Source organism: Micrococcus sp. SL257 (assembly GCF_026625585.1).
GTDB lineage: Bacteria > Actinomycetota > Actinomycetes > Actinomycetales > Micrococcaceae > Micrococcus > Micrococcus luteus.
The window spans coordinates 1,777,594-1,789,735 of sequence record NZ_CP113053.1 but is presented as its reverse complement, the minus strand read 5'-3'; the positions used below and the strand labels follow the sequence as shown (position 1 = coordinate 1,789,735).

The 12,142-nt window shown below is 73.3% G+C and carries 10 protein-coding genes; 9 read left to right on the top strand and 1 reads right to left on the bottom strand.

Features of this window, described 5'->3' with window-relative positions; translation table 11 throughout:
* Positions 1–6: 6 nt before the first annotated feature.
* From OVA32_RS08250 to ndk, 9 genes are all read left to right on the top strand, one after another.
* On the top strand, positions 7–732 hold the full coding sequence (locus OVA32_RS08250; RefSeq protein ID WP_010078844.1) for an ABC transporter ATP-binding protein: 726 nt from the start codon (positions 7–9) through the stop codon (positions 730–732).
* Entirely contained in the window at positions 722–1,645 is a 924-nt protein-coding gene (locus OVA32_RS08245; protein WP_044659090.1) for an ABC transporter permease, read from the top strand. Before OVA32_RS08250 ends, OVA32_RS08245 begins: the two co-directional genes overlap by 11 nt.
* On the top strand, positions 1,642–2,910 hold the full coding sequence (cobA, locus tag OVA32_RS08240) for a uroporphyrinogen-III C-methyltransferase (RefSeq protein WP_101967219.1): 1,269 nt from the start codon (positions 1,642–1,644) through the stop codon (positions 2,908–2,910). The genes OVA32_RS08245 and cobA overlap by 4 nt, the downstream gene beginning before the upstream one ends.
* Positions 2,907–4,340, top strand: coding sequence for an FAD-dependent oxidoreductase (locus tag OVA32_RS08235; protein ID WP_134377139.1), 1,434 nt, complete (start codon positions 2,907–2,909; stop codon positions 4,338–4,340). The genes cobA and OVA32_RS08235 overlap by 4 nt, the downstream gene beginning before the upstream one ends.
* 61 nt (positions 4,341–4,401) lie before the next feature.
* A complete protein-coding gene (locus OVA32_RS08230) occupies positions 4,402–5,037 on the top strand; it encodes a TIGR03085 family metal-binding protein (protein WP_210079339.1) in 636 nt (211 codons plus the stop codon).
* Positions 5,038–5,315: 278 nt separating this feature from the next.
* The gene (ileS, locus tag OVA32_RS08225; RefSeq protein WP_210079340.1) at positions 5,316–8,732 is read left to right on the top strand and encodes an isoleucine--tRNA ligase; all 3,417 of its coding nucleotides are present in this window, start codon (positions 5,316–5,318) and stop codon (positions 8,730–8,732) included.
* Positions 8,732–10,285: a bifunctional folylpolyglutamate synthase/dihydrofolate synthase gene (locus OVA32_RS08220; protein WP_069941166.1), complete on the top strand. Its 1,554-nt coding sequence runs from the start codon at positions 8,732–8,734 to the stop codon at positions 10,283–10,285. Before ileS ends, OVA32_RS08220 begins: the two co-directional genes overlap by 1 nt.
* Positions 10,282–10,782: a DUF4233 domain-containing protein gene (locus OVA32_RS08215; RefSeq protein ID WP_073115421.1), complete on the top strand. Its 501-nt coding sequence runs from the start codon at positions 10,282–10,284 to the stop codon at positions 10,780–10,782. The genes OVA32_RS08220 and OVA32_RS08215 overlap by 4 nt, the downstream gene beginning before the upstream one ends.
* 75 nt (positions 10,783–10,857) lie before the next feature.
* A complete protein-coding gene (gene ndk / locus OVA32_RS08210) occupies positions 10,858–11,280 on the top strand; it encodes a nucleoside-diphosphate kinase (RefSeq protein WP_012750845.1) in 423 nt (140 codons plus the stop codon).
* 86 nt (positions 11,281–11,366) lie between these two features.
* On the opposite strand, the gene OVA32_RS08205 is transcribed toward ndk, so the two are convergent.
* Positions 11,367–12,026, bottom strand: a complete 660-nt coding sequence (locus OVA32_RS08205; RefSeq protein ID WP_041104903.1) for a vitamin K epoxide reductase family protein — start codon at positions 12,024–12,026, stop codon at positions 11,367–11,369.
* Between the last annotated feature and the right edge of the window lie 116 nt (positions 12,027–12,142).

Here is a 12,142-nt window from a genome sequence, read left to right as displayed (position 1 = left end):
GCGGTCATGACAGTGGTGATGGAGGACGTGGGCAAGAGCTTCGGCGGGCCCACGCCCGTGCTGGAGGACGTCTCCGTGCGGATCGAGCCGGGCGAGTTCGTCTGCCTGCTCGGCGCGTCCGGATGCGGCAAGTCCACCCTGCTGAACATCATCGCCCGGCTCGAGGCGCCCACCGCGGGCGTCGTCAAGACCCCCCGGGAGGGGGCCGCGTTCATGTTCCAGGACGCCGCCCTCTTCCCGTGGCTCACCGCCCGCGGCAACATCGAGCTCGCCCTCCGCTTCGCCGGTGTGGCCGCGGGGGAGCGTCGGGAGCGTGCCGGGGAGCTGCTGCGCCTCGTCCACCTGGACGACGCCGCCGACCTGCGACCCCACCAGCTCTCCGGCGGCATGCGCCAGCGCGTCGCCCTGGCCCGGGCCCTCGCCCAGGACCGCCCCCTGCTGCTCATGGACGAGCCGTTCGCGGCCTTGGACGCGATCACCCGCGACCTGCTGCATGGGGAGCTCGAGCGCGTGTGGCGGCAGACCGGTCGGACGGTCGTGTTCGTCACCCACAACGTGGCCGAGGCCGTCCGCCTCGGCCAGCGGGTGCTGCTGCTGTCCTCACGTCCGGGTCGCGTCGTCGCCGAATGGGACGTGCCCGCGGCCGCCCGCCACGACGCGCCCGCCGCGGCCGCCCTCACGGCCGCCATCACCGCCCGACTCGGTCAGGAGATCCGTCGCCATGCGCACTGACACCCCCACCCTCGACGCCCCCGGCCGCGCGCCGGGGGCCGCCACCGACGACGAGCTGCGCGAGCTCGACAGCGGCCTCGACGCGCTCCAGGCCGTCGACTCGACCCGTCGGACGGGTCTGGCCGGGTGGGACTGGAGCCGGGTCCTGCTCCCGGTGGCCGCCGTCGTCCTGCTCGTGGCGATCTGGCAGGCCTTCGCGTGGCTGGCCGGTGCGCGCGGTGAGCCGATCACCGGTCCCGGTGACGTCGTCGGGGCCTTCGGGACGCTGTGGGCGCAGGGCCTCGTCCAGCAGGCAGTGGCGACGTCGGTGGGCCGCGCCGTCGTGGGCTTCGCACTCGCCGTGGTCGTCGGCGTCGGGCTGGGCCTCGTGCTCGGACAGGTCGGCGTCCTGCGGCGGGCGTTCGGCCCGCTGCTCACGGCCCTGATGGTGCTGCCCAACGTGGCCTGGGTGCCGCTCGCGGTGCTGTGGTTCGGCCTCAGCGACGCCACCGCGTACTTCGTGATGCTCACCGGCGCCGTCCCCGCCGTGGTCGCCGGCCTCACCACCGGCACGGACCAGGTGCCGCCGCAGCTGCGTCGCGCGGCCCGGGTGCTGGGCGCCTCGCGTCTCGAGACCGCCCTGCTGGTGGTCCTCCCGGCCGCCCTGCCCGCCTTCGTCTCCGGCCTGCGCCAGGGCTGGGCCTTCGCGTGGCGAGGCCTCATGGCCGCCGAGATCATCGCCGTCGGCGGGCCCATGGGCGTGGGACTCGGGACCCTGCTCCACGAGGGACGTGCCGCGTCCGACCTCGCCGTCGTCCTCTGCGCCGTCCTGACCATCCTGGCCGTCGGCGTCCTCGTCGAACTGGCCGCATTCGGCCCCGTCGAGCGGCGCATGCTGCGCCGCCGCGGGCTGCTGGAAGGGAGCACGCGATGACCGCGTCCGATCTGTACCCCACCTCCCTGCGTCTGCTCGGCCGGCCCGTCCTGGTCGTGGGCGGCGGGCGCGTGGCCGGCCGCCGCATGGGCGCCCTCCTCGACGCCGGCGCGCTCGTCACCGTGGTGGCCCCGGAGCCGGGGGAGGAGGTGGAGCGGCTCGCGGCGGCCGGCCTGATCACCCTGCACCGCCGCCCCTACCGCCCGTCCGACCTCGACGGGGTCTGGTTCGCCCAGACCGCCACCGGCGACCGGGCCGTGGACGGGGCCGTGGCCTCCGACGCCGAGGCCCGCCGCGTCTGGTGCGTCGACGCCTCCGATGCCGAGTCCTCCGCCGCCTGGACGCCCGCCGTCGTCCGGGCCGGGGACGTGACCGTGGCCGTCAACGCCGGGGGAGACCCTCGCCGCGCCCGCGCCCTGAAGGATGCGATCACCCTCGCCCTGTCGACGGGGCGGCTGCCGCTGCGCCGGCGGCGCGCGTCCGCCGAGCCCGGCCGCGTGGCCCTCGTCGGCGGCGGCCCCGGCGACTCCGGGCTCATCACCGTGCGCGGCCGACAGCTGCTCGCGGAGGCCGACGTGGTGGTCGCCGACCGGCTGGGCCCGCGCGCCCTCCTGGCCGAGCTGGACCCGGCGGTGCCCGTGATCGAGGTCGGCAAGGCCCCCGGGAACCACCTGGCCACGCAGGACGAGATCAACGCCGTCCTGGTCCGGGAGGCCCGGGCCGGCCGCCTCGTCGTCCGGCTCAAGGGCGGCGACCCGTACGTGCTCGGCCGCGGCGGCGAGGAGGCAGCGCACTGCCGCGCCCATGGCGTCGACGTCGAGGTGGTCCCCGGTGTCACGAGCGCCGTCTCGGTGCCCGCCGCCGCGGGGATCCCGGTCACCCATCGCGGCGTCGCCACCGGCTTCACGCTGGTGACCGGCCACGAAGAGCTGGCCGAAGTGCCCACCCGGGCCGACCACACGCTCGTCCTGCTGATGGGCGTGCGTCGGCTCGCGGACACCGCGCGCCGACTGACGGAGCGCGGCCTCGACGGTGCGACGCCCGTGGCGATCATCGAGCGTGGCTGGATGCCGGACCAGCGGGTCACCGTGGGCACGGTGGAGACCATCGCCGCGCAGGCGGCCGCCGTCGGTGTGGAGAACCCCGCCGTGATCGTCGTGGGCGACGTCGTGCGCTTGAGCCCCTACGCCACCGGCGCGCCTGCGGCCGCCGCCCCTGCCCCGATCTTGACCCTGAACCCGACCTCCGAAGGAGCACGAGCATGACCCTGACCCCCTCGGCCTCGAGGCCTGACCGCCCGTTGCGCATCGCCATCATCGGTGCCGGACCCGCCGGGGTGTACACGGCGGACATCCTGACCAAGGAGGAGCGGGACTTCCGCGTCAGCATCGACCTGTTCGACCGGTACCCGGCCCCGTTCGGCCTGATCCGCTACGGGGTGGCCCCGGACCATCCGCGCATCAAGGGCATCGTGAACGCCCTGCACAAGGTCATGGACCGGGGCGACATCCGTTTCCTGGGGAATGTGGACTACGGCACGGACCTGAGCCTGGCGGACCTGCGTCGGCACTACGACGCGATCGTGTTCTCCACCGGGGCTGTGCGCGACGCGGCCCTGGACGTGCCCGGCGTCGAGCTGGCCGGCTCATTCGGTGGCGCGGACTTCGCCGCCTGGTACGACGGGCACCCGGACGTGCCGCGGCACTGGCCGTTGGAGGCCACGCAGGTGGCGGTGATCGGCAACGGGAACGTGGCCCTGGATGTGGCCCGGATCCTGTCCAAGCATGCCGAGGACCTGTTGCCCACCGAGATCCCGGACAACGTGTACCGGGACCTGGCCGCGTCCCCGGTCACGGACGTGCACGTGTTCGGTCGTCGCGGGCCGGCGCAGGTGAAGTTCACCCCGTTGGAGCTGCGGGAGCTCGCCCATTCCCGGGATGTGGACATCGTGCTGTACGAGGAGGACTTCGACTTCGATGAGGCCTCGGAGCAGGCGATCGAGGAGAACAACCAGGTCCGCACCATGGTGGGCACGTTGACGAACTGGCTCATGGAGCAGGAGGACCGTCAGCAGAGCGCTTCCCGCCGGCTGCACCTGCATTTCCTCCAGGCCCCCGAGGAGTTCCTGGACGAGGACGGGGACGGCCGGGTGGACGGTCTGCGGATGCGTCGGATGGAGCTCGACGGCTCCGGTGGGGTCCGCCCGACCGACGAGACCGTGGACTACCCGGTGCAGGCGGTCTACCGGGCCGTGGGTTACTTCGGGTCCCCGGTGGAGGGGGTGGAGTTCGATGAGGTGCGCGGTGTGATCCCGAATGCGGAAGGCCGGGTGCTGGACGCGGACGGTGCCCCGGTGCCGGGTCTGTATGCCTCGGGGTGGATCAAGCGGGGCCCGGTGGGGTTGATCGGGCACACCAAGGGTGACTCTCTGGAGACGATCAAGCATCTGATCGAGGACGAGCCGGGGCTGTGGACGGCCCAGGAGCCCTCGGAGGAGTCGGTGATCGAGCTGCTCGAGTCCCGCGGCGTCCCGTACACGACGTGGGCTGGTTGGCATGCTCTGGATGAGCATGAGAAGTCCTTGGGTGCGCAGGCGACGGAGGCCGGGCCGGTGGCGCGGGAGCGGGTGAAGGTCGTGGACCGGGAGGAGATGACCCGCATCTCCCGCGACGGGGCGTCCGTCCCGACCGCCTGATCCGGGCCGGGCGCGGCCCACCCCTCGCCCGCGCCGCGGCCCGCTCCCTACCGTGGTGCCCATGACCACCTTCGCCGCAGCCGAACGTGCCCGCCTCGCTGACCTCCTGCTCGAGAAGGGCCCCGACGCGCCCACCCTGTGCGGCGGCTGGAGCACCCGCGACCTCGCCGCCCACCTCTGGCTGCGGGAGAGCCGGCCCGACGCCTTCGCCGCCCTGTTCATCCCGCCGCTGTCCCGCCACCTCGACCGCCTGACCGCGGACACCACGCGCCGCGACTACGCCGAGGTCGTGCGGGAGTGGGCCGCGGGCCCGTCGGCGCTGAACCCCATGCGGGCGGCGGATAGGCACGTGAACGCGGCCGAGCACTTCATCCACCTCGAGGACGTCCGGCGCGGCGAGTCCGCGGCCAGCGGCTCGCTGCCCGCCCCGCGCTCGTTCTCCCCGGACGAGGAGGACGCCCTCTACCGCTCGCTGCGCCGCATGGCCCCGCTGTTCCTGCGTACGTCCGCGGCGCCGGTGGTCCTCCAGGGCCCGGGTCGCGCCCCGGTCACCGTCACCCGTGGGGCCGTGGCGCTGCGGGCGCCCGTCACGGTGACCGGCGAGGTCGGGGAGCTCCTCCTCTGGGCCTCGGGCCGGGACGCCGTGCACGTGGAGATCGACGGCGACGCGTCGGCGGCCGTGCGCACCGCCCTCTGACGCGCTCCGGCCCCGCGACCACGGGCCGGCGCAGCGTCCACTACACTGGCGGGCATAGGCGTCGACCCGGCCATCACCGGCGAGCCTCCGGAAGAACGGGCCGCACGGCCCCAGTAGAACCGGACGGGTAAGCCCGTCACAGCAGTCATCAAGCGGCCGGCACCCCGGGGACCTCCCGACGCCGGCAAGCAAGGTGGTACCGCGTCCGCGGCCGGCCGGAGGGTCGGGCCCTCGGGCGTCCTTGCACGGAACCGACGCCCCGGACGCAAAGGACCCCCGTGTACCCCCTCGCCTCCTCCGCCCCTGACGGCCGCACCCCCGCCTCCCCGCGCTTCCCGGAGATCGAGCGCCGCATCCTGGCGTACTGGGACGAGGACGGCACCTTCCAGGCCTCGATCGACCAGCGTCCCACCCGGAACGAGGACGGCTCGCAGAACGAGTTCGTCTTCTACGACGGCCCGCCCTTCGCCAACGGCCTGCCGCACTACGGCCACCTGCTCACCGGGTACGTCAAGGACCTCGTGGCCCGCTACCAGACGCAGCAGGGCCGCCGCGTGGAGCGCCGCTTCGGCTGGGACACCCACGGCCTGCCCGCCGAGCTCGAGGCGATGAAGCAGCTGGGCATGACGGACAAGTCCGAGATCGAGGCCATGGGCATCGACACGTTCAACGACGCCTGCCGCTCCTCGGTCCTGAAGTACACGGACCAGTGGCAGGACTACGTGACCCGCCAGGCCCGCTGGGTCGACTTCGAGAACGACTACAAGACCCTCACCCCGGACTTCATGGAGTCCGTGATCTGGGCCTTCTCCGAGCTGCACCGCAAGGGCCTGACCTACCGCGGCTTCCGCGTCCTGCCCTACTGCTGGAACGACGAGACCCCGCTGTCCAACCACGAGCTGCGCATGGACGACGACGTCTACAAGATGCGCCAGGACCCCTCGGTCACCGTCACGTTCCCGATCACCGGCCTCCCGGCGGACCCCGCCCTCGTGCCCGACGGCGGCGCCGACGCGGCGCTCGCCGCGCACCTGGCCGGCGTCCACGTCCTGGCCTGGACCACCACGCCCTGGACGCTGCCGACCAACGCGGCCCTCGCCGTCGGCCCCCAGATCCAGTACGCCGTGGTGCCGGCCGGCCCCGAGGGCGCGACCGCGGACGGGGACCGCTTCCTCCTGGCCGTGGACCTCGTGGGCGCCCACGCCAAGGAGCTCGGCTACGCCGACGCCGACGCCGCCCGCGCCGCGGTCACCGAGACGATCCCCGGCGCCCGCCTCGGCGGCCTGGCCTACGCGCCGCTGTTCACGGACGTGTTCGACGCCCACCGCGGGGAGACCTTCACCGTCAACGGCCGTGACCTCGGCGTCGAGGGCGCCCACCGCATCCTCGTGGACGACTACGTCTCCACCGAGGACGGCACCGGCGTGGTCCACCAGGCGCCGGCCTACGGTGAGGACGATCAGCGCGTGTGCGAGGCCAACGGCATCCCCGTGCTGCTCTCCGTGGACTCCGGTGCCCGGTTCCTGCCGCTGTTCGCCCGCGAGGACGTCGGGCGCGGCGACCTGCGCGAGATCGCCGGCGTCCAGGTCTTCGAGGCCAACCGCACGATCATCCGCGCCCTGCGCTCGCTGGGCCGGCTCGCGCGGGAGGCCTCCTACGAGCACTCCTACCCGCACTGCTGGCGCTGCCGCACGCCGCTGATCTACCGCGCGGTGACGTCCTGGTACGTCAAGGTCACCCAGATCAAGGAGCGCATGCTCGAGCTGAACGAGGAGATCACCTGGATCCCCGGCAACGTGAAGCACGGGCAGTTCGGCACGTGGGTCGCCAACGCGCGCGACTGGTCCATCTCCCGCAACCGGTACTGGGGCTCGCCCATCCCGGTGTGGGAGTCCGACCACCCGGACTTCCCCCGCCAGGAGGTCTACGGCTCGCTCGCGGAGATCGAGGAGGCCTTCGGCCGCCTGCCGCGCAACGCCCAGGGCGAGGTGGACCTGCACCGCCCGTGGGTGGACGACCTCACCCGCCCCCACCCGGACCCCGAGGCCGCCGCGGCCGGTGCGGTCATGCGCCGCGTCGAGGACGTGCTGGACGTCTGGTTCGACTCCGGCTCCATGCCGTACGCCCAGGTGCACTACCCGTTCGAGCGCGCGGACTGGTTCCCCACGCACAACCCGGCGGACTTCATCGTGGAGTACATCGGCCAGACGCGCGGCTGGTTCTACACCATGCACATCCTGGCAACCGCCCTGTTCGACCGGCCGGCGTTCTCCAACGTGATCGCGCACGGCATCGTGCTCGGCTCGGACGGGCAGAAGATGTCCAAGTCGCTGCGCAACTACCCGGACGTCACGGAGGTCCTGGACCGCGACGGCGCGGACGCCATGCGCTGGTTCCTCATGGCCAGCCCCATCCTGCGCGGCGGCAACCTGATCGTCACGGAGGAGGGCATCCGCGAGGGCGTCCGCCAGGTGCTGCTGCCGGCGTGGAACGCCTACCACTTCTTCACCCTGTACGCGAACACCGCGCACGACGGCGGCGCCCGCCCCGAGGGGTACCGCGCGCAGGAGCGGCACACCGCCGAGGACCCCCTGGACCAGTACATCCTGGCCGCCACGGGCCGCATGCTGCGGGAGGTCAAGACCGGCCTGGACGCCTACGAGGTCTCGGACGCCACGGACGCGCTGCGCGGCTTCATGGACACCCTGACCAACTGGTACATCCGCCGGTCCCGTGAGCGGTTCTTCGACGAGGACACCGTCGCCTTCGACGTCCTCTACACCGTCCTGGAGGCCTTCACCCGGGCCGCCGCACCGCTGATGCCGCTGATCGCCGAGGAGATCTGGCGCGGCCTCACCGGCGGCCGCTCGGTCCACCTGACCGACTACCCGGACGCCGACCTGTTCCCCCACGGGCCCGAGGCGGACTCCCTCGTGGCCCGCATGGATGCCGTGCGCCGCATCAGCTCGGCCGGCTCGGCCCTGCGCAAGGGGGCCGGGCGCCGGGTGCGCCTGCCACTGCCCCGCCTGTCCGTCGTCGTCCCGGACGCGGCGGGCCTCGAGGGCACCTACGCCCGCATCGTGGCGGACGAGCTGAACCTCAAGGACGTCGAGCTCACCGAGCTCTCGGAGGAGGCGATCGCCCGCTACGGCATCGGCACGGAGCTGAAGCTGAACTTCCGCGAGCTCGGCAAGGCGTTCGGCAGGCAGGTGCCGCTCGTGAAGCAGGCGGTCGACGCCGGCGCGTACGAGGAGACGGCCGAGGGCCTGGCGGTCACGCTCGCCGACGGCGAGACCGTGACCCTGGCCCCCGCGCTCTACGAGCTGCGCACCGTCTCCACCGGTGCCCCCGAGGGGACCGCGGTGGGCGTGCTGCCCGGCACCGCCGGCTTCCTCGTGCTGGACACCGAGGTCTCCGCGGAGCTGGCCGCCGAGGGCACCGCCCGGGACGTGGTCCGCGCCGTCCAGGCGGCCCGCAAGGACGCCGGCCTGGACGTCTCCGACCGCGTGCGCACGCGGATCGAAGGCCCCACCGCCGTCGTGGCGGCGCTCGAGGCCCACCGCGGTCTCGTCGCGGAGGAGACCCTCACGGTGGACCTGGAGCTCGTGGACTCCGGCGCGGCCGACCCGCGCAAGGACCCGGCCGACGACGCCATGAAGACCGTGGCCGTCTCCGTCGCGAAGGCAGACGCGTGATGCGCGGGGACGTCCCGGGCACGGTCGAGGAGGTCTACCGGGACCTGCTCGCCCGCGCCCCGGAGAACAAGATGCAGCCGCGGCTCGAGCCGATGCGGCGCGTGCTCGCGCTGCTCGGCGACCCGCAGCACGCGGCCCCGGTGATCCACCTGACCGGCACCAACGGCAAGACGTCCACGGCGCGGATGGTCGAGGCCGTCCTGCGCGCCTACGGGCTGCGCACCGGGCGCTACACCTCGCCGCATCTGCAGCGTGTCACGGAGCGGATCAGCATCGACGGCGCCCCGGTGGCCGACGAGACCTTCGTGCGCGTGTGGGGGGAGATCCTCCCGATCGTGCAGACCGTGGACGCGGAGCTCGAGGCCGCGGGCGAGGTCCCGCTGACGTACTTCGAGGCGGTCACCACGCTGGGCTTCGCGGTGTTCGCGGACGAGCCCGTGGAGGTCGTCGTCCTCGAGGTGGGCCTCGGGGGCGTGACGGACGCGACCAACGTCGCGGACGCCGTCGTCTCCGTGGTCACCCCCATCTCCCTGGACCACACGGACCTGCTGGGGGAGACCGAGGCCGAGATCGCCGAGGAGAAGGCCGGCATCATCAAGCCCGGCGGCGCCCTCGTCTCCGCCGCCCAGGAGCGCGACGCCGCCCAGGTGCTGCTCGAGGCGGCGCAGGCGGCCGACGTGCCGTTCCGCTTCGAGGGCGTCGAGTTCGGCGTGCTCGAGCGCTCCCTGGCCGTGGGCGGCCAGCAGGTGTCCGTGCGTGGCCTCGCGGCCGAGTACCGGGACCTGTTCCTGCCGCTGCTCGGGGAGCACCAGGCGCAGAACCTCGCGGTGGCCGTGGCGGCCCTGGAGATGTTCCTGGGCGGCGGCGAGCGACCGCTGGACGAGGAGCTGCTGCGCGAGGGGCTGTCCCAGGTCACCTCGCCCGGCCGGCTCGAGGTGCTGCGCACCGCCCCCACGCTCATCGTGGACGCCGCCCACAACCCGGACGGCGTGCGGGCCACGGCCCGTGCGGTGCAGGAGGCGTTCGGCTTCACCCGCCTCTCGCTGGTCGTCGGGATCCTCCAGGAGAAGGACGCGCCGGGCATGCTCGCGGCGCTCTACCGGGCGTTCGGCGACGACGTGGAGGACCTCGCGGTGACGCAGTCCTCCTCGGCCCGCGCCATCCCGGCCGGGGAGCTGGCCCGCATGGCCGTCGACGCCGGCTGGCCCGAGGACGACGTGTACGCCACCGAGTCCGTGCCGGACGCCCTCGAGTGGGCGGTCGGCCGCGCGGAGGCCCTCGAGACGAGCGCGGACGAACTGGCCTCCGGCACCGGCGGCGGTGTGCTCGTGCTCGGCTCGATCACCCTGGCCGCCGAGGTCCGCACCCTCGTGGGCGAGCCCCGCCATGCCGGCCCCGTCACCGTGGCCGCCCGCGGCCTCGACCCCGCCGACCTGCTCGACGCCGTCGGGCTGGCGGACGCCGACGAGGACGACCTGGACCCGGAGATCCTCGAGCTGCTCGAGGACCGCGACGACGCCGGCGCCCGCCGCCGGACGGAGGAGGACCGATGAGCCCCGACCAGCCGGAGACCGGAGGCGCCCCGGAGCAGGGGCGCTTCGGCGACGAGTCCTGGCGCCCCGAGCGCGAGACGCGAGCCCAGCGGCAGTGGCGCCCCGGCACTCGTCGGCGCCGCCGCTCCGTGCGCGCCCTGTTCACCTCCACGATCCTCATGCTCGAGGCGGTGCTCATCTTCTTCCTCGGACTCATGCTGTTCGGCATGCACCGGGACGAGCCGGGCGCCTGGTGGTTCGTGGCGGGCTACTCCGCGCTGGCCGTCGTCGCGGTGCTGACCTGCGCCCTGGTGCGCAAGCCCGTCGGCATCGCGATCGGCTGGGCGATCCAGGCCGTCCTGCTGGCCTCCGGCTTCTGGGAGTACTCGATGTTCGTGGTGGGGGCCCTCTTCGCGCTGACGTGGGCGTACGCCGTGATCAAGGGCGGTGCCATGGACGTCGAGAACGCCCAGCGCGACCGCCTCGAGGCCGCCTGGGAGGCCGAGCACGGACGCTGAGTCCCGGGCCCCACTAGGGTGGAGCGGGAACCGGGCCGCGCTCGCGGCCGTCCGACGACGCTAGGAGCACACCCCATGACGCACCACACCGAAGAGACCCTCGTCCTCATCAAGCCGGACGGGGTGGCCCGCAACCTGGTCGGCGAGATCCTCGCGCGCATCGAGCGCAAGGGCTACGTGATCGCCGACCTGAAGATGCTCACGCCCACCCGCGCCATGTTGGAGCGCCACTACGAGGAGCACCAGGGCAAGCCGTTCTTCGAGCCGCTGGTGGCGTTCATGGCCTCCGGCCCCGTGGTGGCCGCGCGCGTCACGGGCGATTCGGTGATTGAGGGGTTCCGCTCGCTGGCCGGCAAGACCGACCCCACCGTGGCCGCCCCGGGCACCATCCGCGGCGACCTGGGCCGGGACTGGGGCGAGGCCGTCCAGAAGAACCTCGTCCACGGTTCGGACTCGACCCTTTCGGCCGAGCGCGAGCTCGCGATCTGGTTCGGCTGAGCCCGTTCCGGGCCCGCACGACGGCGGCCGGTCACCCTGGTGGGGTGACCGGCCGCCGTCGTCGTGTCCGGTGGGGGAGCTTAGGCTCAGTCGATCCCGACGACCCCGAGGCCCAGTTCCAGCAGGATCGAGGCGAACACCAGGACGTAGAGGAGCACGATCACGGGCCAGGCCAGCTCCCGGGCGAGGCGGACGAGACCGGCCGGGGCCGGCAGCGTGCCGGTCTGCAGGTTCCGGGACGTCACAAGCACGAGCTGGGCGATGACCATGGCCCACACGATCATGCAGTAGAGGCAGAGCGTGCCGATGCTGTAGACGGCCGAGTACCAGAGCCACACGCAGAACGCGAAGCCCGCCAGGATCCCCGCGTTCATCAGCAGCCAGTACCAGCGGGCGAAGCGGGCGCCGGCGAGCAGGGACATCCCCACGGTGATGAGCACGGAGAACGCGACCACGCCGATGTACGTGTTCGGGAAGCCGAAGGTGTGGGCCTGCCACGACTGCATCACCTGGCCGCAGGACACCCACGGGTTGAGGTCGCAGGACGTGCGGTGCGTCGGGTCCGCGGTGAGGAGGGCGCGCTCGACGATGATGATGATGGTGGCCGTCAGCGCCACGAGCGAGGTGATCAGGAGCAGCGCCGCCGTGCCCGCGGGCCGGGCGTACCAGGTGAGCCGGGCCTCCTCGGCGGGGATGTCGTCGGCGGGGGAGAGGCGGATGTCGTCCGTCAGCGGGGTCGCAGGCATGGACACGATTCTAGGCGCGTGCCCGGGGCGGATGTGAGAGAATCGGCCCTGGCCGTCCCGTGGCCACACCGCGGGGCAGCCCGCTGCGCGCCCGACGTCGGGCCGCCGCCGAGGCG

What these genes read in the sequence shown, in the direction of transcription:
- OVA32_RS08205 (WP_041104903.1), bottom strand. Translation starts at nt 12,026, where the DNA reads ATGCCTGCGACCCCGCTGACGGACGACATCCGCCTCTCCCCCGCCGAC.
- OVA32_RS08230 (WP_210079339.1), top strand. Translation starts at nt 4,402, where the DNA reads ATGACCACCTTCGCCGCAGCCGAACGTGCCCGCCTCGCTGACCTCCTG.
- OVA32_RS08235 (WP_134377139.1), top strand. Translation starts at nt 2,907, where the DNA reads ATGACCCTGACCCCCTCGGCCTCGAGGCCTGACCGCCCGTTGCGCATC.
- OVA32_RS08215 (WP_073115421.1), top strand. Translation starts at nt 10,282, where the DNA reads ATGAGCCCCGACCAGCCGGAGACCGGAGGCGCCCCGGAGCAGGGGCGC.
- OVA32_RS08250 (WP_010078844.1), top strand. Translation starts at nt 7, where the DNA reads ATGACAGTGGTGATGGAGGACGTGGGCAAGAGCTTCGGCGGGCCCACG.
- OVA32_RS08245 (WP_044659090.1), top strand. Translation starts at nt 722, where the DNA reads ATGCGCACTGACACCCCCACCCTCGACGCCCCCGGCCGCGCGCCGGGG.
- OVA32_RS08220 (WP_069941166.1), top strand. Translation starts at nt 8,732, where the DNA reads ATGCGCGGGGACGTCCCGGGCACGGTCGAGGAGGTCTACCGGGACCTG.
- ndk (WP_012750845.1), top strand. Translation starts at nt 10,858, where the DNA reads ATGACGCACCACACCGAAGAGACCCTCGTCCTCATCAAGCCGGACGGG.
- cobA (WP_101967219.1), top strand. Translation starts at nt 1,642, where the DNA reads ATGACCGCGTCCGATCTGTACCCCACCTCCCTGCGTCTGCTCGGCCGG.